Origin of the sequence: Cupriavidus sp. UYPR2.512, assembly GCF_000379565.1 — a bacterium.
GTDB lineage: Bacteria > Pseudomonadota > Gammaproteobacteria > Burkholderiales > Burkholderiaceae > Cupriavidus.
The window spans coordinates 15,066-41,319 of sequence record NZ_KB903151.1 but is presented as its reverse complement, the minus strand read 5'-3'; the positions used below and the strand labels follow the sequence as shown (position 1 = coordinate 41,319).

The 26,254-nt window shown below is 66.0% G+C and carries 21 protein-coding genes, 1 tRNA gene and 1 riboswitch; of the genes, 13 read left to right on the top strand and 9 right to left on the bottom strand.

What is annotated here, in order from left to right:
• The first annotated feature begins 15 nt into the window (after positions 1–15).
• The 3 genes from guaD to A3A5_RS0124670 all read left to right on the top strand — a co-directional run bounded on the left by guaD (position 16) and on the right by A3A5_RS0124670 (position 3,576).
• Complete coding sequence (gene guaD / locus A3A5_RS0124680; RefSeq protein WP_018313163.1) at positions 16–1,338, top strand: guanine deaminase; 1,323 nt, start codon at positions 16–18, stop codon at positions 1,336–1,338.
• Positions 1,339–1,525: 187 nt separating this feature from the next.
• On the top strand, positions 1,526–2,680 hold the full coding sequence (locus tag A3A5_RS0124675; RefSeq protein ID WP_026201091.1) for a fatty acid desaturase: 1,155 nt from the start codon (positions 1,526–1,528) through the stop codon (positions 2,678–2,680).
• Positions 2,681–2,732: 52 nt separating this feature from the next.
• A riboswitch (yybP-ykoY riboswitch) is annotated at positions 2,733–2,935 on the top strand.
• A gap of 65 nt (positions 2,936–3,000) precedes the next feature.
• Complete coding sequence (locus tag A3A5_RS0124670; protein ID WP_018313161.1) at positions 3,001–3,576, top strand: TMEM165/GDT1 family protein; 576 nt, start codon at positions 3,001–3,003, stop codon at positions 3,574–3,576.
• 161 nt (positions 3,577–3,737) lie between these two features.
• Here the strand turns inward: A3A5_RS0124670 and A3A5_RS0124665 are convergent, their stop codons facing one another.
• Together A3A5_RS0124665 and uraH are read right to left on the bottom strand one after the other, a co-directional pair.
• On the bottom strand, positions 3,738–4,949 hold the full coding sequence (locus tag A3A5_RS0124665; RefSeq protein ID WP_018313160.1) for a urate hydroxylase PuuD: 1,212 nt from the start codon (positions 4,947–4,949) through the stop codon (positions 3,738–3,740).
• A 31-nt stretch (positions 4,950–4,980) separates the two neighbouring features.
• Positions 4,981–5,334, bottom strand: coding sequence for a hydroxyisourate hydrolase (gene uraH / locus A3A5_RS0124660; RefSeq protein WP_018313159.1), 354 nt, complete (start codon positions 5,332–5,334; stop codon positions 4,981–4,983).
• Positions 5,335–5,633: 299 nt separating this feature from the next.
• Here uraH and A3A5_RS0124655 point away from each other — a divergent pair, with 299 nt between their 5' ends.
• From A3A5_RS0124655 to A3A5_RS0124630, 6 genes are all read left to right on the top strand, one after another.
• The gene (locus A3A5_RS0124655; protein ID WP_018313158.1) at positions 5,634–6,404 is read left to right on the top strand and encodes a GntR family transcriptional regulator; all 771 of its coding nucleotides are present in this window, start codon (positions 5,634–5,636) and stop codon (positions 6,402–6,404) included.
• A 179-nt stretch (positions 6,405–6,583) separates the two neighbouring features.
• Positions 6,584–7,990, top strand: coding sequence for a nucleobase:cation symporter-2 family protein (locus A3A5_RS0124650; RefSeq protein ID WP_010809173.1), 1,407 nt, complete (start codon positions 6,584–6,586; stop codon positions 7,988–7,990).
• A 125-nt stretch (positions 7,991–8,115) separates the two neighbouring features.
• On the top strand, positions 8,116–9,066 hold the full coding sequence (puuE, locus tag A3A5_RS0124645; protein WP_018313157.1) for an allantoinase PuuE: 951 nt from the start codon (positions 8,116–8,118) through the stop codon (positions 9,064–9,066).
• Positions 9,063–9,581 carry a 2-oxo-4-hydroxy-4-carboxy-5-ureidoimidazoline decarboxylase gene (gene uraD / locus A3A5_RS0124640; protein ID WP_018313156.1) on the top strand — a complete coding sequence of 173 codons (519 nt, stop codon included), beginning with the start codon at positions 9,063–9,065 and terminating at the stop codon, positions 9,579–9,581. Before puuE ends, uraD begins: the two co-directional genes overlap by 4 nt.
• A gap of 184 nt (positions 9,582–9,765) precedes the next feature.
• Positions 9,766–10,833 (top strand): porin, encoded by a 1,068-nt coding sequence (locus tag A3A5_RS0124635; RefSeq protein ID WP_018313155.1) that lies wholly within the window; start codon positions 9,766–9,768, stop codon positions 10,831–10,833.
• Between the two features lie 240 nt (positions 10,834–11,073).
• Positions 11,074–11,319 carry a hypothetical protein gene (locus A3A5_RS0124630; RefSeq protein ID WP_010809178.1) on the top strand — a complete coding sequence of 82 codons (246 nt, stop codon included), beginning with the start codon at positions 11,074–11,076 and terminating at the stop codon, positions 11,317–11,319.
• A gap of 107 nt (positions 11,320–11,426) precedes the next feature.
• Here A3A5_RS0124630 and A3A5_RS0124625 read toward each other — a convergent pair whose 3' ends face one another.
• Positions 11,427–13,748: an NADP-dependent malic enzyme gene (locus A3A5_RS0124625; protein ID WP_018313154.1), complete on the bottom strand. Its 2,322-nt coding sequence runs from the start codon at positions 13,746–13,748 to the stop codon at positions 11,427–11,429.
• A gap of 340 nt (positions 13,749–14,088) precedes the next feature.
• Positions 14,089–14,712 (bottom strand): DUF4136 domain-containing protein, encoded by a 624-nt coding sequence (locus A3A5_RS0124620; protein ID WP_018313153.1) that lies wholly within the window; start codon positions 14,710–14,712, stop codon positions 14,089–14,091.
• Between the two features lie 283 nt (positions 14,713–14,995).
• Here A3A5_RS0124620 and pepN point away from each other — a divergent pair, with 283 nt between their 5' ends.
• The 3 genes from pepN to A3A5_RS0124605 all read left to right on the top strand — a co-directional run bounded on the left by pepN (position 14,996) and on the right by A3A5_RS0124605 (position 19,032).
• Positions 14,996–17,692 (top strand): aminopeptidase N, encoded by a 2,697-nt coding sequence (pepN, locus tag A3A5_RS0124615; RefSeq protein ID WP_018313152.1) that lies wholly within the window; start codon positions 14,996–14,998, stop codon positions 17,690–17,692.
• A 97-nt stretch (positions 17,693–17,789) separates the two neighbouring features.
• Positions 17,790–18,806 (top strand): class 1 fructose-bisphosphatase, encoded by a 1,017-nt coding sequence (locus A3A5_RS0124610; RefSeq protein WP_013955968.1) that lies wholly within the window; start codon positions 17,790–17,792, stop codon positions 18,804–18,806.
• Positions 18,807–18,956: 150 nt separating this feature from the next.
• Positions 18,957–19,032, top strand: a tRNA-Thr gene (locus A3A5_RS0124605).
• Positions 19,033–19,375: 343 nt separating this feature from the next.
• On the opposite strand, the gene ppk2 is transcribed toward A3A5_RS0124605, so the two are convergent.
• Together ppk2 and A3A5_RS0124595 are read right to left on the bottom strand one after the other, a co-directional pair.
• Positions 19,376–20,293 carry a polyphosphate kinase 2 gene (ppk2, locus tag A3A5_RS0124600; protein ID WP_018313151.1) on the bottom strand — a complete coding sequence of 306 codons (918 nt, stop codon included), beginning with the start codon at positions 20,291–20,293 and terminating at the stop codon, positions 19,376–19,378.
• Between the two features lie 130 nt (positions 20,294–20,423).
• The gene (locus A3A5_RS0124595; RefSeq protein WP_018313150.1) at positions 20,424–21,812 is read right to left on the bottom strand and encodes an FAD-binding oxidoreductase; all 1,389 of its coding nucleotides are present in this window, start codon (positions 21,810–21,812) and stop codon (positions 20,424–20,426) included.
• Positions 21,813–22,058: 246 nt separating this feature from the next.
• Here A3A5_RS0124595 and A3A5_RS0124590 point away from each other — a divergent pair, with 246 nt between their 5' ends.
• Positions 22,059–23,171, top strand: a complete 1,113-nt coding sequence (locus A3A5_RS0124590; protein WP_369797813.1) for a CapA family protein — start codon at positions 22,059–22,061, stop codon at positions 23,169–23,171.
• A gap of 61 nt (positions 23,172–23,232) precedes the next feature.
• Here A3A5_RS0124590 and A3A5_RS44165 read toward each other — a convergent pair whose 3' ends face one another.
• The 3 genes from A3A5_RS44165 to A3A5_RS0124575 form a co-directional block, all read right to left on the bottom strand.
• Positions 23,233–23,388 carry a hypothetical protein gene (locus A3A5_RS44165; protein ID WP_010809186.1) on the bottom strand — a complete coding sequence of 52 codons (156 nt, stop codon included), beginning with the start codon at positions 23,386–23,388 and terminating at the stop codon, positions 23,233–23,235.
• Positions 23,389–23,643: 255 nt separating this feature from the next.
• Positions 23,644–25,257 (bottom strand): DUF342 domain-containing protein, encoded by a 1,614-nt coding sequence (locus A3A5_RS0124580; protein ID WP_026201089.1) that lies wholly within the window; start codon positions 25,255–25,257, stop codon positions 23,644–23,646.
• A 170-nt stretch (positions 25,258–25,427) separates the two neighbouring features.
• Positions 25,428–26,234, bottom strand: coding sequence for a hypothetical protein (locus A3A5_RS0124575; protein WP_018313147.1), 807 nt, complete (start codon positions 26,232–26,234; stop codon positions 25,428–25,430).
• Positions 26,235–26,254 lie beyond the last annotated feature (20 nt).

The window sequence follows — 26,254 nt, the reverse complement described above, 5'->3', positions numbered from 1 at the left end:
CACAAGAGACAAACCATGACGACCAACCCCAAGACTGACTCCCTCACCCGTGCCATTCGCGGCCGCGTGCTGCATTTCCTGCGCGATCCGCAATTCCATGAGGACGCGTATCAGTATTGGGACGACGGGGTGCTGATCGTCACCAACGGGCGCATCGCCGCCGCCGGCGACTATACGCAGCTGGCCGCGCGCATCCCGGCTGAGGCCGAGATCGTCGACCACCGCGGCAAGCTGATCGTGCCCGGCTTTATCGACACCCACGTGCACTACCCGCAGACCGACATGATCGCGTCGCCGTCGCCGGGCCTGCTGCACTGGCTCGACACCTACACCTTCCCCGAAGAGCGCCGCTTCGCCGACCCCGACTACGCACGCGGCGTGGCCGGCTTCTTCACCGAGGAACTGCTGCGCAACGGCACCACCAGCGCGGTGGTCTGGAGCACGGTGCACAAAGCCTCGGCCGAGGCCCTCTTTGCCGAAAGCGAGGCGCGCAACCTGCGCATGGTCACGGGCAAGGTGATGATGGACCGCAATTGCCCGGAATTCCTGCGCGATACCGCCGAGACCGGCGCCCGGGACTCCGCCGACCTGCTGTCGCGCTGGCATAACAAGGGACGCCTGGCCTACGCCATCACGCCGCGCTTTGCCCCGACCTCGACCGAGGCGCAACTGGCCGCCTGCGGCGAACTGGCGCGCGCCTACCCGGACGCTTTCATCCAGACCCACGTGGCCGAGAACCGCGACGAGGTCAAATGGGTGGCCGAGCTGTTCCCGGACGCGCGCAGCTACCTGGACGTGTACGACCGCTACGGCCTGCTGCGCCCGGGCGCGATGTACGGCCACGCCATCTACCTGGACCAGGACGACCGCCGGCGCCTGGCCGACAGCGGCGCCGCGGTGGCGCACTGCCCCACCTCCAACCTGTTCCTGGGCAGCGGCTTCTATGACTTCCACCAGTCCGACGCCCACCGCCTGAACGTGACGCTGGCCACCGACGTCGGTGGCGGCACCTCGTTCTCGATGTTCCGCACCATGAACGCGGCGCACAAGGTGGCGCGCATGGGCGGCTACTACCTGACCGCCCTGCGCATGTTCTACCTGGCCACCCGCGCCGCGGCCGAGGCACTGGGCTGGACTGACCGCGTCGGCAGCTTCGGCGAAGGCTGCGAGGCCGACTTCATCGTGCTGGACCCCAAGGCCACGCCGCTGATCGCCCGCCGCAGCAACCGCTCGGAAACGCTGGAAGAAGAACTGTTCGCCTTTGCCATGCTGGGCGACGACCGCGTCATCGACAGCGTCTATGTGATGGGCGAGGCCGCCCACGTGCCGGCCGCCTGATCCGTCACTCTCCGCTTGCAGCCGCCCGCCGTCACGCGGCGGGCGCGCTTTTACCGCTTACCCCGTCCCACCGGCTTGACGACCGTCAAGACTGTCTCCGACAAAGCCTTCTAATCTTGCGGTTCCGCCGCGGCCGTCCTGACTAGCCGCGCACCGACACACATCGACCGCAATCAGAAGGTTTTGCATGACTGCTTATCAATCCGCTGATCCTGCCCCCGGGCACGCTATCCCTGCGCGCGCGCGCGCCCCGCATGGCGCGCCCTTGCCGGAACCGATCGCGCCAGACGCGCCGCTGCCCTCGCGCAAGATCATCCGCGGCTGGCTGATCCCGCTCGGCCAGCAAAGCACGCCGCGCGCGCTGATGCTGTTCGCTTTCGACTACCTGCTGTTCGGCGCCGTGCTGGCCGGCGTGGTGCTCGCGCCGCACTGGGCCGCCAAGCTGGCATTGGGCGTGCTGGCCGGGTTGTTGATCGCGCGCCTGTTTATCATCGGCCACGATGCCTGCCACCAGAGCCTGACCCCGCGCCGCGGCCTGAACAAGTGGCTGGGCCGGCTCACCTTCCTGCCCTCGCTGACGCCGTACAGCCTGTGGGAAGTCGGCCACAACGTGGTGCACCACGGCTACACGAACCTGAAGGGCTTCGACTTCGTCTGGGCGCCCTACTCGCTGGAAGAATTCAACGCGCTGCCGCGCTGGCGCCGCGTGATGGAGCGCATCTACCGCACCGGCTTCGGCCCTGGCCTGTACTACCTGGTGGAGATCTGGTGGTGCAAGATGTTCTTCCCCAGCAAGCGCCAGATGGCCACGCGCCGCCCGATCTTCACTGGCGACTGTGTGCTGGTGGCCGGTTTCGGGCTCGCCTGGACCGGCGCGCTGGCCGGCCTTGCGCTGGCCACGGACCAGTCCGTCTGGATGCTCATCGGCGCCGGCTTCGTGCTGCCCTTCCTGGTGTGGAACGTCACCGTCGGCTTCGTGCTGTATGTGCACCACACCCACACCAGCGTCGCCTGGTACGACACCAAGGCGATGTGGGCCAAGGCGCAGCCCTTTGTCTCGACCACCGTGCATCTGCGCTTCCGCCACGGCATCGGCGCGGCGCTGCACCACATCATGGAACACACCGCGCACCACGTCGACATGAGCGTGCCGCTGTACCGTCTCAAGCGCGCCCAGGCACTGCTGGAACACGCACTGCCGGGCCGCATCATCATCGAGAACTTCTCCTGGCGCTGGTATTTCGACACCGCGCGCCGCTGCAAGCTCTATGACTTCAAGGCGCTGTGCTGGACCGATTTCCGCGGCCGGCAGACCAGCGACAACGCGCCTGTACCGGCCTGAGGGTGCAGCCCTTGTGGCGGGCGGCAGGTGGACGCTTGCCGCCGCTGCCGGTATAATCGCCGCTTCCATTGGGGAGTAGCCGCCCTGCCCTCACCGCGCCGCGCAATGCGGACTCCGGGAGACAGGGGCGTACGTCAACAGACTTGACCGCTTGCGGTTATGGCGTGCGCAGCTCCGGACCCGCCTGGCCGTACTGATACGGCCCCGGCAGCGTCCAGCCTGGCGAGACCGATGACCATACCTTTCTGGCCGGGCCGGGAAAGGTGTGCGTCATTGGCATCTCGCGATGCATTGCGGCCCGGTTACCCCACAAGACCAATATGGAAGCCTTCCTCGTCTCCACAGGCATCGTCGCCCTCGCTGAAATGGGCGACAAGACGCAGCTGCTGTCGCTGGTGCTGGCCGCGCGCTACCGCAAGCCCGTTCCCATCATCCTCGGCATCCTGATCGCCACACTGTTCAATCACGGCTTTGCCGGCGCGCTCGGCGGCTGGATCACGCATGTGCTGGGCGAAAGCCTGCTGCGCTGGATCCTGGGCCTGGGCTTTATCGCGATGGCGGGATGGATGCTGATCCCCGACAAACTCGACGACGCCGAACAGGCCAAGCCGGTCAAGGGCGCCCTCGGCATCCTCGGCACCACCATCGTGGCCTTTTTCTTTGCCGAGATGGGCGACAAGACCCAGATCGCCACCGTGGCGCTGGCCGCGCGCTTCAGCGATGCGGTGATTCCCGTGGTGGCCGGCACGACCTTCGGCATGATGGTCGCCAATGCACCGGCGGTCCTGCTTGGCGACAAGTTTGCCAACAAGATGCCGATCGGGCTGGTGCACAAGATCGCGGCGGGGATCTTCCTGGTGCTGGGGGTGCTGGCGTTGCTGAATATCGGCGGATAAGTCGCCAAAAAAAACGGGGCACAAGGCCCCGTTCAAACCCTCGCCGGTCCGGTACTGACGGTTGCCAACTGCACAACCCTCCGGACCGTCGATCACCGATGCTCGGATTTCGCGGGCCGGCTGCACGCGCCGGCCCTGATGCATTTCAGATCAGGCCACCCTTAGTTGGTGGTCTTGGCGCCGCCTTCGAACCACTGCCCCAGCAGGGCGCGCTCGTCGTCGGTGATCTGCGTCACGTTGCCCAGCGGCATCGCCTTCTGCTGCACGGCCTGCTGATAGATCAGCTGGGCGTGGGCCTTGATGTCTTCCGCGGTGTCGAGCTTGATGCCCTTGGCTGCGGTCGGCATCATCTTCGGCTGCTGGGCGTGGCATTGCACGCAGCGGGCATTCACCACTTCCTGCACCTTGGCAAAGCTGACGGCGGTGGCAGCGGCTTCGCCGCCTTCTGCCTTGGCCACGGCCGGGCGCGGTTGCGGCGCGATCATCACGGCGACCACGGCCAGCACGGCAACGCCGGCTGCGGGCCAGGCCACGTTGATCTTGCCCTTGTGCTTCAGGATGAAGAACTGGCGGATCAGCACACCGGCCAGCATGATCAGGATCAGCGCGGCCCAGTTGTACTTGTAGCTGTAGGTCATGCTGTAGTGGTTCGACAGCATCGCGAACAGCACCGGCAGCGTGAAGTACGTGTTGTGCACGCTGCGCTGCTTGGCGTTCTTGCCATGGACCGGATCGACCGGCTGGCCTGCGCGCAGCGCGGCAACCACCTTGCGCTGGCCCGGGATGATCCACACCAGCACGTTGGCGCTCATGATGGTGGCGATCATCGCGCCGGTCAGCAGGAACGCCGCACGGCCAGAGAACAGGTGGCACGCCACGTAGGCAGCCACGGCCACGTAGATCGCCACCAGCACGCCCACGGTCTTGTCGCTCTTGCCGAACACGCGGCAGATCACGTCATAGACCACCCAGCCCGCGGCCAGGTAGGACAGTGCCAGGCCGACCGCCGCGCCAGGCGACATGTCGTAGACGTTCTTGTCGATCAGGAACGTGCTGGCGTTGAACAGGTACAGCACCACCAGCAGGCCGAAGCCGGTCATCCACGTGGAATACGACTCCCAGTAGAACCAGTGCAGGTTCTCTGGCAGCGTCTTGGGCGCGGTCAGGTATTTCTGCGGGTTATAGAAACCGCCGCCGTGCACGGCCCACAGCTCGCCGCCGACGCCCTTCTCCTGCAGGTCAGCATCGGTGGGGCGGGTCAGGCTGTTATCGAGCCAGACGAAATAGAACGAGGAGCCGATCCACGCGATCGCCGTGATGACGTGCACCCAGCGCAGCAGCAGATTGGCCCAGTCGAGAATGTAGCCTTCCATGTCTTGTCTCCTGTTTCCCTATGCCACCGCGTCAGCTGCCGCGGTAGGTCGAGTACGACCAGGGCGAAACCAGGAGGGGCACGTGGTAGTGCGCGTTGACATCGGCAATACCGAAGCGCAGGGGCACCACGTCCAGGAAAGCCGGCTCGGGCAGCTTCGTGCCTTGCGCGCGGAAGTAGTCGCCCGCAGCGAATTCCAGCTCATACACGCCAACGGCAAAGTCCGCGCCTTCCAGCAGCGGCTGGTCGCATCGGCCGTCGTGGTTGGTCACGACTGTCTTCAGGGTTTCACGGCGATTGTCGACAATCTTATGAAGGGTAACCGACATGCCCTTGCCGGGCGTGCCGGCAGCGGTGTCGAGTACGTGTGTGGTCAAGCGTCCCATCGTGTTTTTCCTTAGGCGATTGGGTTGTGAGGGGCGCCGCTGCCTTCACTAGCACCATTTGTGGCAATGGTGCCCGCTCGGTACGTCTGGTAACGCATCCCGGCGCTGGGTGGTGCGTGGCGACAATGCGCCTGCACCTACCCGGTTGGCAACTCAGGGATTTCCCTTAGTTGTCGAAAACCTGAGTCGGTTTTGTTGACAATATTGAAGCAGTAACCAAATAATTGTCAACAATTTTTGGATCACCGCGGCCTGATGTCCAGGATTTGCGGTGCCCCCGTCTGACTGCTGGTGCCACGATGTCCAAGAGCCTGAAGCTGATTGCCGCCAACGCCGAAACCAAGGCCGACGCCGAGCTGACTGAGATCCAAGCGGGCAAGCCGGCCAAGCCCGCACGCAAGGGCTCGGTCGAAGAGCGCATGTATCACGAGATCTACGACGCGATCATGGAGCACCGGCTGCCGCCGCGCACCAAGCTGACCGAGCATTCCCTTTGCGAGATCTATGCCACCGCGCGGCACACGGTGCGCAAGGTGCTGTCGCACCTGGCCGCCGACGGCATGGTCGATCTCGAACCCAACCGCGGCGCCTTTATCGCCAGCCCCTCCACCGACGAGGCGCACGACATGTTCGAGCTGCGCCAGATGCTGGAACGCGCGGTGCTGGAAAAGCTTGCCGGCATGCCCGACGTCAAGACCGTGATCGCGCCGCTGCGCCGGATGGTGGCCAGCGAGCGCCAGGCCTTTCTCACCCATGACCGGCCCAAATGGATCCGCCTGTCCGCCGAGTTCCATACGGCCCTGGCGGAACTGTCGGGCAACGCGCTGCTGGTCAACATGATGCGCCGGCTGGTGTCGCGCACCACGCTGATGATCGCCAGCGTGGAAGCCCCGGGCAACAACGCCTGTTCGTTCGATGAACACGAAGAGATCCTCGACGCACTCGAACAGGGCAATGCCGCGCTGGCCCAGTCGCGCATGGCGCACCACCTTGGCGCCTGCGCCGACCGCGTGCAGCCGGACGAGCCGGGCAACTTTGATCTTCGCAGCGTACTAGGCCGCTCCACCTAGCACGGTGTTCCCGCCCCTGCCCCCAGGTACAAGGCCAGACCCGGTCGGCAAACAGCACCCGGCTCACAAACGAGAGTGCTGAGACGACAGGCAGATAACGGTCCGGAGACCTTCCGGGATCCAGGACCGGCGCCATGGCAGTGGTGTTCCCATCAAACCAAAGGAGAGGAGACGCACCAATGAATTCCGCAAGCACCACGGTCCCGACGGACCTCACCAACGAGCGTTTGCCCTCCGGGCGCCTGCTCGCGCTCGGGTTGCAGCACGTTCTGGTGATGTACGCCGGCACGGTTGCCGTGCCCCTGATCGTGGGTGGCGCGCTCAAGCTGCCCAAGGACCAGCTGGCGTTCCTGATCAACGCCGACCTGTTCGCCGCGGGCCTGGCCACGCTGATCCAGGCCTTTGGTTTCTGGAAGTTCGGTATCCGCCTGCCGGTGATGATGGGCGTGACCTTCGCCTCGGTGGCGCCGATGATCGCCATCGGCACCGATCCCAATGTCGGCCTGCTCGGCATCTATGGCGCGGTGATCGCCTCGGGGATCTTCGGCATCCTGATTGCGCCGATGATGGGGCGCATGCTGGGGCTGTTCCCGCCGGTCGTTACCGGCACGGTGATCACGCTGATCGGCGTGTCGCTGATGCGCGTGGGCATCAACTGGGCGGCCGGCGGCCAGCCCACCACCCGCGCCGTGATCGACGGCGTGGTCAAGGAGGTGCCCAACCTCGCCTACGGCGACCTGGCCAACCTCGGCATTGCCGGCCTGACGCTGCTGATCATCCTGCTGCTGACCAAGTACGGCCGCGGCCTGGTGGCCAACTGCGCAGTGCTGCTGGGCATCATCGCCGGCACGCTGGTGGCGATGGCCATGGGCAAGGTGTCGTTCGAGGGCCTGGATGAAGCCAGCTTCGTCGCTGTCATCACGCCGCTGCACTTCGGCATGCCGACCTTCGAAGTGACCGCCATCCTCTCGATGTGCATCGTCATGCTGATCACACTGGTGGAGTCCACCGGCATGTTCCTGGCCCTGTCGGACATCACCGGCAAGAAGCTGAGCAACGAGGACCTGACCCGCGGCCTGCGCGCCGACGGCCTCGGCACCGTGATCGGCGGCATCTTCAACACCTTCCCGTACACCTCGTTCTCGCAGAACGTGGGCCTGGTGACCGTGACCGGCGTGCGCTCGCGCTATGTGGCGGCGGCCGGCGGCATCATCCTGATCGCCTTCGGCCTGTTCCCGAAGATGGCCCACGTGGTGGCCTCGGTGCCGCAGTTCGTGCTGGGCGGCGCCGGCATCGTGATGTTCGGCATGGTCGCCGCCACCGGCATCCGCATCCTGGGTTCGTGCGATTTCAACCGCAACCGCCACAACCTGTTCATCGTCGCCATCTCGATCGGCGCCGGCATGATCCCGACGCTGGCACCGACCTTCTTCCAGTACCTGCCGAAGTGGACCGGACCGTTCACCCACAGCGGCATCGTGCTGGGCACGATCGTGGCCGTGGCGCTGAACCTGTTCTACAACGGCATCCAGTCGCGCGAAGAGGCCATGCGCAATGCCGCGGCCAACTCGCACGGCACGGAGTAACCGAAGCAACGGTATCGATGTATCCGGCACCGCCGACGGCACGACTGGCACGTTGATTGCGTGATGGTCGGCGCTTGCGGGCGGCGCTGCGGTGCCGGGCGTTTTCCTGAAGCAAGCAAAGACACATGACAAAAGATAACTATCCACGCGATCTCATCGGATACGGTGCCCGGCCGCCGCACGCCCGCTGGCCGGGCGGCGCGCGCGTTGCGCTGCAGTTCGTCCTCAACTACGAAGAAGGCGGCGAAAACTGCGTGCTGCACGGCGACGCCGCCTCCGAGCAGTTCCTCTCCGAGATCGTCGGCGCCGCGGCCTACCCCGACCGCCACATGAGCATGGAGGGCATCTATGAATACGGCTCGCGCGCCGGCGTCTGGCGCCTGCTGCGCGAGTTCGAGCGCCGCGGCCTGCCGCTGACCATCTTCGGCGTATCGATGGCGCTGCAACGCCATCCGGAACTGACCCGCGCCTTTGTCGAACTGGGCCATGAGATCGCCTGCCACGGCTGGCGCTGGATCCACTACCAGGGCATCGACGAAGCCACCGAGCGCGAACACATGCGCATCGGCATGCAGATCATCAAGGACCTGACCGGCGAGCTGCCGCTGGGCTGGTACACCGGCCGCGACAGCCCCAACACGCGCCGCCTGGTGGTGGAGCACGGCGGCCTGCTGTACGACTCGGACTACTATGGCGACGACCTGCCCTTCTGGACCGAGGTGGAAGTCACCGGCGGCGAGAAGAAGCCGCACCTGGTGGTGCCGTACACGCTCGACTCCAACGACATGCGCTTTGCCACGCCACAGGGGTTCAACACCGGCGAACAGTTCTTCCAGTACCTGAAGGATGCGTTCGACGTGCTGTACGACGAAGGCGACCCGAGCGGCCAGGACAGCCCCAAGATGCTGTCGATCGGCATGCACTGCCGCCTGCTCGGCCGCCCGGGCCGCTTCCGCGCGCTGCAGCGCTTCCTCGACTATGTGCAGGGTCACGACAAGGTGTGGATCTGCCGCCGTGTCGACATCGCCCGCCACTGGGCCGATACCCACCCCTACACCCCCCGGAACCAAGCATGAGCCAGACCTACACCATCGCCCAACTCAACACCATGCCTGTCGCGGAGTTCGTGCAGGTGCTGGGCGGCATCTACGAACATTCGCCGTGGTTTGCCGAGGCCGCTGCCGCGCAACGGCCCTTCGCCGACGGCGCCGCGCTGGCGCAGGCACTGCGCAAGGCGGTCGATGAAGCCGGCGAGGCGGCCCAGCTCAAGCTGGTGCGCGCCCACCCGGAGCTGGCCGGCAAGGCCGCCGTGCGCGGCGAGCTGACCGCCGAATCCACGCGCGAGCAAAGCGGCGCCGGCCTGAACCTGTGCACGCCCGAGGAGTTCGACCGCCTGCAGTCGCTCAACGCGGCCTACAACCAGAAGTTTGGCTTCCCGTTCATCCTGGCCGTGCGCGGCTACGACCGCCACGGGATCATCTCGGAGTTCGCACGCCGCCTGGAAAACACGCCGCAGCAAGAGTTGCAAACCTGCATCAACCAGATCCATCGCATTGCGCAGTTCCGGCTTGACGACTTAGTATCCGCCTGAGCAGAAAAGCGTCACCTGTATAACAAAAAACGCTGTACCCGATGCCGCCGGCACCCCATGCACCACCCATCACCGAGCCCAGGCCAGGCGGCACGAATAAAAGCACCAAGACATTAGAAGAACCCGACAGGGACCCAGTACACAACGTTCCCAAGCAGGATCAAAAAACCACGGAGGTCTAACAATGCAGAAGCAGTACAAGCCGGCACTAAAGCTGGCGGCGGTAGCGGCTACCCTTTTTTCCGGCGCGGCCATGGCCCAGTCCAGCGTCACGCTGTACGGCCAGGCTGACATGTTCGTCGGCGGCGTCAAGAGCCCGGGCTCGGGCGAGCGCGCATGGGTGGCCAACTCGGGCGGTATGCAGACGTCCTACTGGGGCATCAAGGGCACCGAAGACCTGGGCGGCGGCACCAAGGCCATCTTCGACCTGAACGGGTTCTTCCGCACGGACAGCGGCAACAGCGGCCGCTTCAACGGCGACTCGATGTTCAGCCGCAATGCTTACGTCGGCCTGCAGAATGACAAGCTGGGTACGTTGAAGCTGGGCCGCAACACGACCCCGTACTTCATCTCGACCATCCTGTTCAACCCCCTGGTCGACTCGTACGTGTTCTCACCGACCATCTTCCACACCTACTTCGGTGCCGCCAGCAATGGTGTGGTGGATCCGGGCATCATCGGCGACTCGGGCTGGAACAACGCGGTGCTGTACTCCACCCCGAACTTCGGCGGCCTGAGCGCGAACCTGATCTACTCGGCAGGCGAGAAGGCAGGTGCCGCGGGCCAGAACAAGTGGGGCGGCAACCTGATGTACTTCAACGGCCCGTTCGCCGCGACCGTCGCGTTCCAGCAAGTCCGCTTCAACGCGGTTCCCGACGACCTGTCGAGCGCAGGCCTCAGCCGTCAGGACGCTGTCCTGGGCGGCATCACGTACGACTTCAAGGTGGTCAAGCTGTTCGCCCAGGGCCAGTACATCAAGACCAAGGCCAGCACGGCCGCCAGCGGCGACATCAAGCACACCAACGGTCAGGTCGGCGCCTCGGTGCCGGTCGGCGCCGGGAACGTGCTGGCGTCCTACGCCTATGGCAAGACCGAGAACGCGATCGGTGACTTCAAGCGCAACACGTTTGCCGTCGCCTATGACTACAACCTGTCCAAGCGCACCGACGTCTACGCCGCGTACTACTACGACAAGATCACCGGCATCGAGCACGGCGATACCTTCGGCGTGGGCGTGCGTCACAAGTTCTGATGACCTAACTGCCTCACCGGCAGTCCTGGAGCCCGCCCTTGCGGCGGGCTTTTTCATTGCCGCGTTCGCATCACATCGTGCGAAAATCCGCCGCCGCAATGCTGCGCCGCGCCATTCCATGCCGCGGAGCAATATGGATCGAAACCCGGCATTTCATAGGTGGATTCAATTGGAAGCCCCCCTTCACGCTACCTAGATTGGTGATCCGGACCTCAAAAACGACATTGAGAGAGGTGATACATGCGGCGATATCCGAAGACCCGTTCCGAACTGATGGCCATCCTGAACCAGTGCCTCGACAACAACCCCGAGTGCGGCGAATGCGAGCTGCATGCGGTGCGAATGCACCAGCCTGACCATACCGGATGCAACTGGAGCGCCGAGGTCGATTTCCCGCAAGAATCCGTCGACAACCTGGGCACGCAGCTCGCCGCGGCCAAGTCGATCATTGTCGTAATGCGCGAGCAGTACAACGTGCTGCAATAGCCACCGAACCAGCAGCGTGCCCTGCGCGCTTGCCGCGGGGCAGCATCAAAGAAAAAGCCGGATCATCAGACCCGGCTTTTTATATTTGGCTGACGCCTGTCAGCGCATCAGCGCACCGCGTTGCTCTCTGCCACAGCGACAGCCGTCATGTTGACGATACGTCGTGTAGTGGCCTGCGGGTTCAGGATATGCACCGGCTTGGCTGCGCCCAGCAGGATCGGGCCCACCGTGACGCCCTGCCCCCCCGTGATCTTGAGCAGGTTGAAGGCGATATTGGCGGCGTCCAGCGTCGGCATCACCAGCAGGTTGGCGCTGCCGGCCAGCTTGGTCGACGGCAGGAAGTGGCGGCGCACGTCTTCGTCCAGGGCAGCGTCGCCCTGCATCTCGCCTTCCACTTCCAGGTGCGGTGCCACCTTGGCCAGGATCCCCGCAGCCTCGCGCATCTTGCGCGCCGACGGACGGGTAGAGGAGCCGAACATCGAGTGCGACATCAGCGCGACCTTGGGAACGAGGCCGAAACGCGCGATTTCCTCAGCGGCCAGTTGCGTGATCGCGGCCAGTTCGTCGGCGGTGGGATCGTCATTGACGAAGGTGTCGGTGATGAACAGCGTATGTTTTTCCAGCATCAGCGCGTTCATCGCAGCGAACACCTTGGCGCCCGGCGCCAGGCCGATCACGTCGCGCACGTGCTCGAGGTGTGCCTCGAAGCGGCCCACCGTGCCGCACAGCAGCGCATCGGCATCGCCCATGTGCATCAGCATGGCGCCGATCAGCGTGTTGGAGCGGCGCAGCGCCACCTTGGCCATGTCCGGCGTCACGCCGTCGCGGCCGCGCACGGCATGGTAGGCCTCATGGTAGGCGCGATAGCGAGGGTCTTCTTCCGGGTTGACCAGATCGAAATCCACCCCGGCCTTGAGGCGCAGGCCGGCCTTCTCGATGCGCATCTGGATCACGTGCGGGCGGCCGATCAGGGTGGGGCGCGCCAGCCCTTCGTCCACCACGGTCTGCACGGCCCGCAGCACGCGCTCTTCCTCGCCCTCGGCGTAGGCGACGCGCTTGGGCGCAGCCTTGGCGGCCGAGAACACCGGCTTCATGATCAGGCCGGTGTGATAGACATAGGTGGACAGCTGCTGGCGATACGCTTCGAGATCCTTGATCGGGCGCGTGGCCACGCCGGATTCCTCCGCGGCCTTGGCCACCGCCGGCGCGATCTTCTCGATCAGGCGCTGGTCGAACGGGGTCGGGATGATGTAGTCCGGGCCGAACTTCAGCTCGCGGCCGCCGTAGGCGGCGGCAACGGCGTCGTTCAGCTCGGCCTCGGCCAGCTCGGCGATGGCCTTGACGCAGGCCAGCTTCATCGCTTCCGTGATCTTGGTCGCGCCGCAATCCAGGGCGCCGCGGAAGATGTACGGGAAGCACAGCACGTTGTTGACCTGGTTCGGGTAGTCCGAACGGCCGGTGGCGATGATGCAGTCGGGGCGCGCGGCCTTGGCCACTTCCGGGCGGATCTCGGGCTCGGGGTTGGCCAGCGCCAGGATGATGGGCTTGTCGGCCATGGTCTTGACCATCTCGGCGGTCAGCACGCCGGCGGTCGAGCAACCCAGGAAGACGTCAGCGCCGTTGACGATATCCGCCAGCGTGCGGGCCGACGTGTCCTGCGCGTAGCGGGCCTTGTTGGCCTCCATGCTGGCGTCGCGGCCCACATAGATCACGCCCTTCGAGTCCACCACCGAGATGTTCTCGCGCGTCACGCCGAGGCTCACCATCGTATCGAGGCACGCAATCGCAGCCGCGCCGGCGCCCGATACGGCCATCTTCACCTTGGCAATGTCCTTGCCCACGATCTTCAGGCCGTTCAGCAGCGCTGCAGTCGAAATGATGGCGGTGCCGTGCTGGTCGTCGTGGAAGACGGGGATGTTCATGCGCTCGCGCAGCTTCTGCTCGATGTAGAAGCATTCCGGCGCCTTGATGTCTTCCAGGTTCACGCCGCCCAGCGTGGGCTCGAGCGCGGCAACGATCTCGACGATCTTGTCCGGGTCACGCGCGTCCAACTCGATGTCGAACACGTCGATGCCGGCGAACTTCTTGAACAGGCAGCCCTTGCCTTCCATCACCGGCTTGCCGGCCAGCGGGCCGATATCGCCCAGGCCCAGCACGGCGGTGCCGTTGGTGACCACGGCCACCAGGTTGGCGCGCGAGGTGTACTCGGCGGCGGTGGCGGGGTCCTTGGCGATTTCCTCGCAGGCATAGGCCACGCCCGGCGAGTAGGCCAGCGACAGGTCGCGCTGGTTGGACAGCGCCTTGGTCGCGGTTACCTGGATCTTTCCCTTGGTGGGGCTGCGGTGGTATTCCAGCGCAGCGAGGCGCAGTTGCGCTTCAGGACTGTTCGGGGCATGTTGCGGTGCATCACCGCTATTCTTGCTGCTCATTGGCTCGTCCGGAAAATGGCCCGGACCGGAAACGCCCCTCTCCCGCCAAGATCCGGCTCGGCCCCGATCGAGAAATCTCAGGATACGGGCCGGCGGCGAAGGACAACGCCTGGCAGCGAAACTGACGATCCCGGCAGACAGGCCGGAAAAATCGAGCAACCATTCTAGCCCACGTGCCCGCGCAAAGTACCACCAGAGCCCGCCTGCAGCCCGCTTTTTGGGTGGATTATTCCAGTTAAACAGCTTTTACCATTGCGTATGCAATGCAGACCAGACGCATGCCACTGCATGCATCCGCACGCATCGCCTGGCCGGGACGGCGCGGCTGGCCCCGGCCGCCCTACTTTGCGTTTTTCTCGACCTCCAGCGTCACCCGGCGCGGACGGCCGCTCTCGGCCGGGAAGTCGGTAAAGGCACTGCGGATCAGGTAGGGCATGACCGCCGGCAGGCTGCCGTTCTCGGTCTGGTTCTGCGCGGTGACCTGGTAGACCCGCTTGCCGCTGGCCACATCCTTGAAATACACCCGCAGGCTGGCAAACGTCACCGGCACGTCGCGCACCACGGTCTGCGGCGGCCAGTAGCCCGGCCCCCATGGGCCCCACGGACCCCAGGGCCCGTACGGATAGTAGTAGCCAGGCCCCCAGTACGGCCCCCACGGGCCGTACCACGGGTCCGGGTAAACGGTCTCGGCCACGCGCACGATGCCGGGCGCGGCGTCGAAGTCCATGCTGACGCGATAGCGCGCCTGTTTCGCCGGCACCTGCTCGAAACCGATCCCCGCCAGCGCCGCGGCCAGCCACTGCTCATAGGTCTGGCGGTCCAGTTGCGCCGCCTGCTCGGCGCTGCGCTCGAAGCTGTAGGTGCGCGGTGCATCGTCCTGCCAGCCGGGCTGGCGGAACGCCGTGACATCGGTCACCACGGTGCTGGCGCACCCTGACAGCAGCAACGCCGCCAGCAACGCCATCGTCCCCCACCACCTGCGCGGCCCCGGCCACGGGCCTGCCGCTCCTGCATTGCCGACACCGCCTGCGCGCTGCCACATAGTGCCACCTCGCTTTCCTCTGGATATCCACGTGTCTCTGAGACCACGCCGCCGGCGCGGAATTCCCCGCAGCATGCCGATGCCGTGCTGCGCCGGGCCGCGCCCCGACCCCTTGGCTACAATGAGGACTTCAGCGCCATGCTTCGCTGCCGCGCACATGGCCCGCCCCCTTTTCCTAACGGTCTTCCGAAGACAGGATCTTTCCATGCTGCGCACCGACACGCCCGTTACCGTCTATCGCAAGGACTATACCCCGCCGCCGTTCGCCATCGACCACGCCGAGCTGGTGCTGGACCTCGATCCCCAGCGCACCGTGGTCACCAGCACGCTGCGTTTCGCGCGCCAGGCCGGCGCGCCCGATGCACCGCTGGTGCTCGCCGGCGAGGAGCTCGAACTGATCGGCGTCAGCCTGGACGGCAAGCCGGTCGCCAACGCGACCCAGGATGCGGGCACGCTGACCATCCCCGCCCTGCCCGCGCAGGGCACGCTCGAGATCACCACCGCATGCCAGCCCGCGGCCAATACCACACTGTCGGGCCTGTACGTGTCCAACGGCAACTTCTTCACCCAGTGCGAAGCCGAAGGCTTTCGCCGCATCACCTACTTCCTGGACCGCCCCGACGTGATGGCGACCTTCCGCGTCACGCTGCGCGCCGACCGCGGCGCCTGTCCGGTGCTGCTGTCCAACGGCAACCTGGTGGGCCAGCGCGAACTGCCCGACGGCCGCCACGAAGCCGTGTGGGAAGACCCGTTCCGCAAGCCGGCCTACCTGTTCGCGCTGGTCGCGGGCAAGCTCGAATGCATCGAGGAACGGATCCAGTCCGCCTCCGGCAAGGACAAGCTGCTGCAGGTCTGGGTCGAGGCGCGCGACCTCGACAAGACGCGCCACGCCATGGATTCGCTGATCCATTCGATCCGCTGGGACGAGCGCCGCTTCGGGCTGGAACTCGACCTGGACCGCTTCATGATCGTCGCCGTGGGCGACTTCAACATGGGCGCGATGGAGAACAAGGGCCTGAACATCTTCAACACCAAGTACGTGCTGGCCAACGCGCAGACCGCCACCGACACGGACTTCGCCAACATCGAGGCAGTGGTCGGCCATGAGTACTTCCACAACTGGACCGGCAACCGCGTGACCTGTCGCGACTGGTTCCAGCTCTCGCTCAAGGAAGGCCTGACGGTGTTCCGCGACCAGGAGTTCTCGGCCGACATGATGGGCTCGGAATCCGGCCGCGCGGTCAAGCGCATCGAGGACGTGCGCGTACTGCGCCAGGTGCAGTTTCCCGAGGACGCCGGCCCGATGGCGCACCCGGTGCGCCCCGACAGCTACGAAGAGATCAACAACTTCTACACGGTCACCGTGTACGAGAAGGGCGCCGAAGTCGTGCGCATGTACCAGACCCTGCTCGGCCGCGACGGCTTCCGCAAGGGCATGGACCTGTACTTCCAGCGCCATGACGGCCAGGCTGTCACCTGCGACGACTTCCGCGCGGCGATGGCCGATGCCAACGGCCGCGACCTGAGCCAGTTCGGGCTCTGGTACAGCCAGGCCGGCACGCCGGTGGTGACCGCGCGCACGGACTGGAACGGCGACGACGGCAGCCTCACGCTGACGCTGTCGCAGCGCTGCCCCAAGGTCGGCATCGAGACCCGCGCCGGCACGCCCGAGAAACAGCCTTTCCATATCCCGTTCGCACTCGGGCTGCTTGGCGCAGACGGCAAGGACCTGCCGCTGCAGCTCGAAGGCGAAAGCACGCCCGGAGCGACCACGCGCGTGCTCGACTTCACGCAGGCCGAGCAGCGCTTGCGCTTCATCAACCTGCCGCGCGGCGCCGAGGCGCCGCTGCCCTCGCTGCTGCGCAATTTCTCCGCACCGGTGATCGTCGATGCCGAATACACCGACGCGCAGCTGACCTTCCAGCTATCGCACGACAGCGATGCCTTCAACCGCTGGGAAGCCGGCCAGCGCCTGGCCACGCGTGCGCTGCTGCAACTGGTGGCCGACGTCCAGGCCGGGCGCGAGCTCAAGCTCGATCCCGCGCTGGTGCAGGCCATGCGCGCCGTGCTGACCGACGACACGCTCAACCCCGCCTTCCGCGAGCAGGCGCTGGTGCTGCCCGCCGAGGCCTACCTGGCCGAGCGCATGGGCGTGGCCGATCCCGCCGCCATCCACCGCGCCCGTCAGTTCATGCGCGAAGGCCTGGCCCACGCGCTGCAGGCCGACTGGCTCGCCGCCTATGAGGGCAACGCCACGCCGGGCCCCTACTCGCCCGATGCCGCATCCGCCGCCAGGCGCGCACTGCGCAACCTTGCGCTCGGCTACCTGGCCGACAGCGGCGATGCCGCGATGCAGGCGCTGGCCGAGCAGCAATACCAGAACGCCGACAACATGACCGACCGCTTCGCCGCGCTGTCGGCGCTGGTCAACAGCTTCGCCCCCGGGCGCGAGCACGCGCTGGCGGACTTCTACGAGCGCTTCGAGGACGACCCGCTGGTGATCGACAAATGGTTCTCGCTGCAAGGCATGCAGCGCGGTGAAGTCGGCCCGCACGCCGGCAAGCGCACCATCGACACCGTGCGCGCGCTGATGGAGCACCCCGCCTTCAACCTGCGCAACCCCAACCGCGCGCGTTCGCTGATCTTCAGCTTCTGCTCCGGCAACCCGGCGCAGTTCCACGCCCAGGACGGCTCGGGCTACCGCTTCTGGGCCGACCAGGTGCTGGCGCTCGACGCCATCAACCCGCAGGTGGCGGCGCGCCTGGCGCGCGTGATGGACCGCTGGCAGAAGTACGAACTGGCGCTGCGCGACCGCATGCGCGCCGAACTGGAACGCGTCGCGGCCAGCGCCACGCTGTCGCGCGACGTGCGCGAGATCGTCGGCAAGGCGCTGGCCGCCTGAGCGGCAGGCATGACACAAGGCGGCACGCCAACGCCCCCTTTGCCCGGCCCTGCGTGGCCGGGCATGTAGAATTGCGGCCATCCAAGGAGAACCAACCATGACTCGCATCAGCCTCACCCGCTACCTGGTCGAGGAGCAGCGCAAGCACAACACGATCCAGCCCGAACTGCGGCTGCTGATCGAAGTGGTCGCGCGCGCCTGCAAGGCCATTTCGAACGCCGTCAGCAAGGGCGCCCTCGCGGGCGTGCTGGGCTCGGCCGGCACCGGCAACGTCCAGGGCGAAACCCAGCAGAAGCTGGACGTGATCGCCAATGAAGTGCTGCTCGATGCCAACGAATGGGGCGGCCACCTCGCCGCCATGGCGTCGGAAGAGATGGAATCGTTCTACGAGATTCCCAACCGCTACCCGAAGGGCGAATACCTGCTGATGTTCGACCCGCTGGACGGCTCGTCGAACATCGACGTCAACGTCTCGATCGGCACCATCTTCTCGGTGCTGCACATGCCCAAGCCGGGCCAGACCGTGACCGAGGCCGACTTCATGCAGCCCGGCACCCACCAGGTCGCCGCCGGCTACGCCGTCTACGGCCCGCAGACCACGCTGGTGCTGACTGTCGGCAACGGCGTGCACATGTTCACGCTGGACCGCGAGGCAGGCAGCTTCGTGCTGACGCACTCCAACGTGACGATCCCGGACGACACCAAGGAATTCGCCATCAACATGTCGAACATGCGCCACTGGGCCCCGCCCGTGCGCCGCTATATCGACGAATGCCTGGCCGGCGAAGAAGGCCCGCGCGGCAAGAACTTCAACATGCGCTGGGTCGCCTCGATGGTCGCCGACGTGCACCGCATCCTGACCCGCGGCGGCGTCTTCATGTACCCGTGGGACAAGCGCGAGCCGGAAAAGCCCGGCAAGCTGCGCCTGATGTATGAAGCCAACCCGATGGCCATGCTGGTCGAACAGGCCGGCGGCGCCGCCACCAACGGCCACCAGCGCATCATGGACGTGCAGCCCGAAAAACTGCACCAGCGCGTCTCCGTGATCCTGGGCTCCAAGAACGAAGTGGAACGCGTCACCCGCTACCACCTGGAAGCCGAAGGCAAGGCCTGATTCCGGCCGTGCGGCAACAAGACGGGGCGCCCAGGTGGCGCCCCGTTTTCTTTCGGCCCCGGCCGCATGGCACGGACGACACAAAAGGGGTTCACAAGGCGGAAAAACGCTGCTATTATTGCGGGCTGTTCCAGTTCACCGGAACATGTTGCCGAAGTAGCTCAGTCGGTAGAGCAGCTCATTCGTAATGAGAAGGTCGGGGGTTCGATTCCTCTCTTCGGCACCACAGCATTCCAGGGCATCGCCCACACAAGCCAACCCGGACAGCGTCACGCTCTCCGGGTTTTTTGTTGCCTGGGATCCGGCAAAGACGGCGGTGGCAGCGGGCGCCCCAGCCGTTGCGCCCACCAGTAGCGGAAGGGATGATCGAAGTCGGGATAAAGCACCGGCTGGCTGAAGCAGCCGGCACGCTTCATCAGGAGGTAGGCAGCAAGCATGGCCGCCCAAAAAACTAGCAGTTCCACGATAACGGCCACCCTTGGATTTACAGGTGGCTGTTTTCATTATAGGTAGCCGTCTACCCCAGGGGGACGATGGCGCACTCCGTGCAAACCCTAGGGTCTGTTCCCTCAATACACATCCGGCACGATCATCTCCTTCGGCACCGGTTGCCGCACATAGTCCTCATGCCGTTCGCGCCCCGGCAGCACCACGCTGGGCGCCTCCACTTCCGCATAGGGGACCTGGCTCAGCAGGTGATGGATGCAGTTCAGCCGTGCGCGCTTCTTGTCGTCGGCCTGCACCACCCACCATGGCGCTTCGGCAATATGCGTGCGCTCGAGCATGATTTCCTTGGCCTTGGTGTAGTCCTCCCAGCGGCGCTGTGATTCCAGGTCCATCGGGCTCAGCTTCCACTGCTTGAGCGGATCGTGGATGCGGCTCAGGAAGCGCAAACGCTGTTCGTCGTGCGTGATCGAGAACCAGTACTTGATCACCTGGATGCCTGAGCGCACCAGCATCTTTTCGAACTCAGGCACGGAGCGGAAGAACTCTTCGTACTGCTCGTCGGAGCAGAAACCCATCACGCGCTCGACGCCGGCGCGGTTGTACCAGCTGCGGTCGAACAGCACGATCTCGCCGGCGGCGGGCAACTGCGCCACGTAGCGCTGGAAGTACCACTGGGTGCGTTCGCGGTCGTTGGGCGCGGGCAGCGCCGCCACGCGGCAGACGCGCGGGTTCAGGCGCTGCGTGATGCGCTTGATCACGCCGCCCTTGCCGGCGGCGTCGCGTCCTTCGAAGATGATCACGATCTTGTGCCCGGTGGCGGCCACCCAGCTCTGCAGCCGCACCAGTTCACCCTGCAGGCGGAACAGCTCGCGGAAATAGTGGCGTCGGCTGTCCTGCTTGGCCTCATCGTCCAGGTGCACCGGATCGCCGAAGGCCTCGCTGGCTTCGCGGTCGTCCAGTTCCAGTTCGATCTCTTCGTCGTAGTAGTCGGCCACCTCGTTGTGGATGCGCCGCACCAATTCTGCTTCGCCCGGTCTCATCTGATCTGCTCCCCCTGTAGATACAACGCGGTCGCGGCGATACTCGCATGCCAGTATTGCAGCCGCGTGAAAACGGGGCAGGCCACCCGCCCTGCCCCGCCTTCCTGCCTGTCCCTGCAGATTACGCCAGTTATGCCGCTGGATTGATGTTGTGGTTGTGGCGGAACAGGTTGCCCGGATCGTAGCGCCGCTTCACCTCGACCAGCCGGTCGTAGTTGGGCCCGTAGGCCGCGCCAATGCGGTCGGTTTCTTCCTGCGTCAGGAAGTTCACATAGACGCTGCCCAGGGCGTATGGCGTTGCCGCGCGGAACACTTCACGGGCCCAGCCGATGCACTTCTCGTCGTCAGCGGGCGCGTCCCAGCGCCCGTGCAGGTTCATGATGAAGTTGGCATCGCGGCTGGCGTAGGCAGTGGCATCGGGCGCGACGCGGTTGGTCTGCCCGCCCATGGCGCCGATAAAGACTTCGCATTGGGACGAGGGCAGCTTGCCGATCTGCTCGATCAGCATCGTGATCAGGCCGTCGTCCAGCCCTGCGAAGTTGTGCGATTTCCAGTAGTTGCGAGCGCCCGGCGTCAGCAATGGGTCGAACGCCTGCTGCCATGCCGCAAGCGGCATGGGACCAACATGCTCTCCATAAGGCGTGCCGAGCCTGCGCAATGGCTCGACCAGTTCCGGCCCCTTGTCCGGCGGGCCGATATAGCAGATCGCCAGTGCCGCGATCGGCTTGCCGTGCGCCTCGGGCGGCAGGAACGGCAGTGGCGGCGCCTGGCGCAGCACCACCCAGACAGTCAGCTCGTCCGGCATCGACTTGAACAGTTCACGGTAGGCCGGCAGCACCGCGGCGGCCTGTTCCAGCGGATAGACGATCAGCCCGCCATAGACCTCGGGCCCGACCGGATGCAGCCGGAACTCGAACATTGTCACCACGCCGAAGTTGCCGCCGCCGCCGCGCAGCGCCCAGAACAGGTCGGCGTTCTCGTCGGCGCTGGCGCGCACCAGCTTGCCGTCGGCAGTCACGACCTGTGCCGACACCAGGTTGTCGACGGTGGTGCCGAACTTGCGGCTGAGCCAGCCGAAGCCGCCGCCGAGCGTCAGCCCGGCCACGCCGGTGGTGGAATTAATGCCCAATGGCGTGGCGAGGCCAAAGGCCTGCGCCTCATGGTCGAAATCGCGCAGTGTGGCGCCAGGCTCCACGTAGCCACGCTGCGCGTGGGGATCGATCCGCACGGATTTCATCTGCGACAGGTCGAGCACCATGCCGTCTTCGCAGATCGCCAGCCCGCCGATATTGTGGCCGCCGCCGCGTATCGACAGCAGCACGCCATGGTCGCGCGCGAAATTGACTGCGGCGATCACGTCGGCAGCGCCCGCGGCCTGCACGATCAGCGGCGGACGGCGGTCGATCATCGCGTTCCAGATGCGGCGCGCTTCGTCGTAGCCGCTGTCGTCCGGCTGCAGCAGGCGCCCGCGCAGCTGCGCCTTGAGTGCCTCAATGTTTTCCTGCGATGGCTGGGCCATAGTGTGCCTCCCGATGCTGGTTGGAAACATCGGACGGCGCGCGGCGTCTGGGTGCGGGGAAATGGCCACGAGGACCGATGACTACATCATTTAAGGCAGGCACCGCTCGAATGTAAATGGGGCTCTGGCCCCACGCGCACAATCTCCATGGCAAGTGCCGCAACGCAATCATGCCGCCCCCGCCACCCTGCCGGCCTATCATGAATGAACAGCCGGCACGGCGCCCTCGCGCCGTCCGTCTGCGCCATGAACACAGCCAGCCACCCTCCCCTGTTCCTGTGCGGCGACGTAATGACCGGGCGCGGCATCGACCAGATCCTGGCGCATCCCAGCCAGCCGCTGCTGCATGAATCGTATGTGCATTCCGCGCTCGACTACGTGCGCCTGGCCGAGCACAAGGCCGGCCCGATCGCGCGCCCCGCCGCGCCGGAATACCCCTGGGGCGATGCCCTGGCGGAACTGGAAAGCCGCGCCGCGCGGCCGCGCATCGTCAACCTGGAAACCGCCATCACCACCAGCGACGATGCCTGGCCCGGCAAGGCGGTGCACTATCGCATGCATCCGGACAATGTCGCCTGCCTGCAGGCCGCCGGCATCGACTGTGCGGTGCTGGCCAACAACCATGTGATGGACTGGGGCCGCGCGGGCCTGACTGATACGCTGGCAGCGCTCGACGGGGCGCATATCGCGCATGCCGGCGCCGGCCCCGACGAGGCGAGCGCGGCGCACGCCGCACTGCTGCTGCAGCCCGGCGGCCGCCGCGTGATGGTGCTGGCCCTCGCCATGGAAAATGCCGGCACCCCGGCGGCCTGGCGCGCCAGCGCCGGGCATTCCGGCGTGAACCTGCTGGAAGACTGGTCCGTTGCATCGCGTGAACGCATTGCCGCACAGGTGCGCAAGCTCAGGCGTGCCGGAGACGTCGTGGTGGTATCGATCCACTGGGGCCCGAACTGGGGCTACCACATCGACCCCGCGCAACGCGCCTTCGCCCGTGGGCTGGTGGAAAGCGGCGAAATCGACATCGTGCACGGGCATTCCTCGCATCATCCGCTGGGGATTGAGCTGCATGCCGGCAAGCCGATCCTGTACGGCTGCGGCGATTTCATCAACGACTACGAGGGCATCGGCGGCTACGACGCTTACCGGCCGGACCTGGCGCTGATGGCCTTCGTCAGCGTCGAGGCCGGCGGCAGCGCCGACCTGCGGCTGGTGCCGTTGCGGCGCAGCCATTTCCGGCTGGCCTATGCGCGCGAAGTGGATATGGCATGGCTGCACGCCATGTTTGAGGACGAGGGACGGGCACTCGGCACCCGGGTGGAGCGCAGCGGATTGCATGAACTGCGTTTGTGGGCGGCATGAGCCTCAGTCCATGAAAAAGCCCGCCGTTGCGGCGGGCCGCCCGAAAGCGAATCGCCAGGCGTCAGTGGCGATGGATCATGTGGTCAAACCATGTGCGCACCGACTGCTCCTGCTGCTGCAGCAGCGTCGGGTTCTTTTCCCGCAACATCCAGATGGCAAATGCGGCGCACGCAACAAGGGCGATCAGGACCAGCGCGGTAATCAAGGTGGCGGCCATAGCAACCTCCTTTGGACAATGGTTGCACCTACAGTGTAGTTCGCCTGGCAGCCGTCACAGAAAGCAGAAAGGCCAGCCTTGATGGCTGGCCTTCCGGTTATTCCAGTGCCACGTGAGTTGGTTCTGTGTAACGCTTCCGCAGAGTGCTGATCCGCTTCTTCATTCACTGCCCGACTCTAGCTCTCTCGCCCATCCTGCGGCACCCCAGGACATAACTGCAGCATAGTACAAATCCCCGCGGATAACAGCGCGCGTTCAGCAGACGGCAATGCGGTCGTCGATAAGGCGGATCTGGCCGCCAGGCTTGTCTTCCATCACTTTGAGCACGCGGCTGCCTACCTGCAGCGTGACGCCGCCATGGATGCGGCGCGCGGCGTCGATCACGGCATTGGCGGCCGGCTGCATCTGCTGCCCCAGCCCGGTCAGGCGTGCGTCCAGCTCGAACAGGTCGCGCGACAGCTTGAACAGGGTCGCGCGCGCCTTCTCGCGCAGGTCGCCCACGGCTTTCTCTGGATGCCTGGCAAAGAAATCCACCAGCTGTCTGACTTTGTTCTGCTCTTCCAGCATGCGGCGGAGCTCGGCTTCCAGCGCGGCGCGCTGTGTGTCGGCGTAGGGATTGAGGCCGACCTGGATGTTGGTGGCGGTACCCGCCGGGGCGCCCAGCACCGCGGCGCGCACCACCAGCAAGGCACGGCTGCGGCCGCCGCTGATGCTGCCCTGCGCGCCGGTGCCGCCCACCACGATGCGCTCGCCGGCAGCAACGTCGCTCTGCCGGATGCCGCTTTCGACGTTGACCTCGGTGCCGGCCTCGACCACGGCGTTCTCGATAAAGCGTGCTTTCACCGCACCCTTGCAGCGCACGCTGGCGCGGCTGATGCCGCCTTCGGCGCGGCCGGTGTCGGCCTTGCCGATGATGCCGCCCTTGACGATGACATTGCCGCCGGCCTCGACATTGGCGGCTTCGATGGTGCCCTCGACCACCACGTCGCCACTGACGTTGACCGACATGCCGGTGCGGATATCGCCCGACACGCGCAGCGTGCCGTCGAACGCCACATTGCCTGAGTGCAGGTCGACCGAATCCACCTGCACCACGGGGCTGACCGAGATGCCGTGCACGCCGACCACCGGCGATCCTGCGATCACCGCGCGCAGCAGCTCCGGATCGTCGGCATCGGCGGCAGCGCCGGCCAGGCCTTCGGCAAAGGGTGGATCATCGACCGGATCGGCGGCGACGGGCTTGCCGAACACGTCGACGCCGTCATTGCCACGCACCGCCGGGATACGCCGCATCAGCGGCGTGCCGGGGCTGACCAGCAGCAGGTTGCCCAGGTCGCGCAGGTCGACCTTGCCGGCCTCGTCGTCAGGCTGCGCCGGCTTGCGCGGCTCGAGCAGGTTGATAAAGCGCGCCGGCTCACCCTGGCGCGGCGCGGCGCCGGCGGCAATGGTGCGCAGCTCGCAACCGCCTTCGGCCAGCGCGGCGTCCAGTGCCAGGGCCTGGATCGGTGCCGCCACGCCGCGTTCCGCCACGGCGCGGCGGATGGCTTCCGCGCTGACCGGGCGGCCGCCTTCGGCTGGCAGCAGCGTCAGCCGCACGGCCAGGCCGTCAGCGGTGATGTCGAGCTCGAATGCGCCGTCGATCAGCGTGCCGATGGTGGCATCGATCTCATGCTCGGCCCGCTGGCATTGCGCGAGGAACTGCGCCACCGCGCGCGCATCCAGCCGCGCCCCGGCCCAGCCCAGGCCGTCCAGGCATTGGCGCAGGCTGGCCTGGTCCGGCGGCAACCTGCCTGGCTGCGGCGTGTAGCGCGCATGCACCTGCTCGCCTGGCTCGGCAAGCTCCAGGCGCAAACCCGACTCATGCGTCATGCGTCCCCTGAATCGTCTTGTGGAGCCGCGCGGCGGGTGCCGGCGCTCCGCTTGTTATCGATCCATCACCAACGGCAGCAGCGCAGAGAACTTTAGCGCACAGCCCCCGCGCCGGCGGGCATCCATGCCTTCGTGGACAAGCCCGGGGGACGATCCGGACAATGCGCGGGCTATTTGACCGAGACCACCTCGATGGTGCCGGTCTGGCCGTTCTGCACGACCTCCTGCTTCATGACCAGGCCCGTGTCGGGGCAGTACCAGTCCGTGACGCTGGCGCTCGCCGGCGGCACCGACACGGTGTGGCCCGCCACCGTGACCGGCGCCATGGTCGTGCTGCGCTCGTAGCGGACCGGCCAGCAGGATTTCTGGCCGAGGCGGGTGGGAATGGTCGCGCGCTTGCCGACGACCTTGCCGCCGATGGTGACCTTGGCGGACGGGATCCTGGCCTGGCCGGCGCCCTGACCGGCGGCGGTCATCTGCAGGTCCATGCGCACCGTCTGCGACTCGCCCGGCAGCCGCTGCCCTTCCGCTTCAATGACGCCGCCGTAGGCGAGGGTGCCGACCGCGCTGCTGTCGAGCATGCCCGATGCCGTGCCGGCGGCGCTCTTGCCCTCAACCTTGCCCGGCGCGCCGCCGCGTGAGATGGTCAGGCGGTCTTCGATCACCGCCATGGTGTAGTCCAGCCGCGTCTCGTTGGCCGAGCCGGCCGCGGCCACATTCGACACGACGCTGATATTGGCATTGCACTGGCCCTTGCCCGACTTGCGCACGCCGGACACGGACATGGTCGCCGTGCCCGGCGCACCGCCCTGCATCGTCATGCGGATCTCGCCGCCGTCATGCATCCACGGCGCATCGCAGACGCCGGCCAAAGCTGCTGCCGGCAGCAGCAGGGCAGCCAGGGCCACGCCTGCGCCAAGCGCCGTGCGGCGGTCCAGGGATTGACGCGCGCGAACGCGGTCGGAATTCTTCGGCATCTGTCGCCTCTCCATTGGTC

What these genes read in the sequence shown, in the direction of transcription:
- guaD (WP_018313163.1), top strand. Translation starts at nt 16, where the DNA reads ATGACGACCAACCCCAAGACTGACTCCCTCACCCGTGCCATTCGCGGC.
- A3A5_RS0124675 (WP_026201091.1), top strand. Translation starts at nt 1,526, where the DNA reads ATGACTGCTTATCAATCCGCTGATCCTGCCCCCGGGCACGCTATCCCT.
- A3A5_RS0124670 (WP_018313161.1), top strand. Translation starts at nt 3,001, where the DNA reads ATGGAAGCCTTCCTCGTCTCCACAGGCATCGTCGCCCTCGCTGAAATG.
- A3A5_RS0124665 (WP_018313160.1), bottom strand. Translation starts at nt 4,949, where the DNA reads ATGGAAGGCTACATTCTCGACTGGGCCAATCTGCTGCTGCGCTGGGTG.
- uraH (WP_018313159.1), bottom strand. Translation starts at nt 5,334, where the DNA reads ATGGGACGCTTGACCACACACGTACTCGACACCGCTGCCGGCACGCCC.
- A3A5_RS0124655 (WP_018313158.1), top strand. Translation starts at nt 5,634, where the DNA reads ATGTCCAAGAGCCTGAAGCTGATTGCCGCCAACGCCGAAACCAAGGCC.
- A3A5_RS0124650 (WP_010809173.1), top strand. Translation starts at nt 6,584, where the DNA reads ATGAATTCCGCAAGCACCACGGTCCCGACGGACCTCACCAACGAGCGT.
- puuE (WP_018313157.1), top strand. Translation starts at nt 8,116, where the DNA reads ATGACAAAAGATAACTATCCACGCGATCTCATCGGATACGGTGCCCGG.
- uraD (WP_018313156.1), top strand. Translation starts at nt 9,063, where the DNA reads ATGAGCCAGACCTACACCATCGCCCAACTCAACACCATGCCTGTCGCG.
- A3A5_RS0124635 (WP_018313155.1), top strand. Translation starts at nt 9,766, where the DNA reads ATGCAGAAGCAGTACAAGCCGGCACTAAAGCTGGCGGCGGTAGCGGCT.
- A3A5_RS0124630 (WP_010809178.1), top strand. Translation starts at nt 11,074, where the DNA reads ATGCGGCGATATCCGAAGACCCGTTCCGAACTGATGGCCATCCTGAAC.
- A3A5_RS0124625 (WP_018313154.1), bottom strand. Translation starts at nt 13,748, where the DNA reads ATGAGCAGCAAGAATAGCGGTGATGCACCGCAACATGCCCCGAACAGT.
- A3A5_RS0124620 (WP_018313153.1), bottom strand. Translation starts at nt 14,712, where the DNA reads ATGGCGTTGCTGGCGGCGTTGCTGCTGTCAGGGTGCGCCAGCACCGTG.
- pepN (WP_018313152.1), top strand. Translation starts at nt 14,996, where the DNA reads ATGCTGCGCACCGACACGCCCGTTACCGTCTATCGCAAGGACTATACC.
- A3A5_RS0124610 (WP_013955968.1), top strand. Translation starts at nt 17,790, where the DNA reads ATGACTCGCATCAGCCTCACCCGCTACCTGGTCGAGGAGCAGCGCAAG.
- ppk2 (WP_018313151.1), bottom strand. Translation starts at nt 20,293, where the DNA reads ATGAGACCGGGCGAAGCAGAATTGGTGCGGCGCATCCACAACGAGGTG.
- A3A5_RS0124595 (WP_018313150.1), bottom strand. Translation starts at nt 21,812, where the DNA reads ATGGCCCAGCCATCGCAGGAAAACATTGAGGCACTCAAGGCGCAGCTG.
- A3A5_RS0124590 (WP_369797813.1), top strand. Translation starts at nt 22,059, where the DNA reads ATGAACACAGCCAGCCACCCTCCCCTGTTCCTGTGCGGCGACGTAATG.
- A3A5_RS44165 (WP_010809186.1), bottom strand. Translation starts at nt 23,388, where the DNA reads ATGGCCGCCACCTTGATTACCGCGCTGGTCCTGATCGCCCTTGTTGCG.
- A3A5_RS0124580 (WP_026201089.1), bottom strand. Translation starts at nt 25,257, where the DNA reads ATGACGCATGAGTCGGGTTTGCGCCTGGAGCTTGCCGAGCCAGGCGAG.
- A3A5_RS0124575 (WP_018313147.1), bottom strand. Translation starts at nt 26,234, where the DNA reads ATGCCGAAGAATTCCGACCGCGTTCGCGCGCGTCAATCCCTGGACCGC.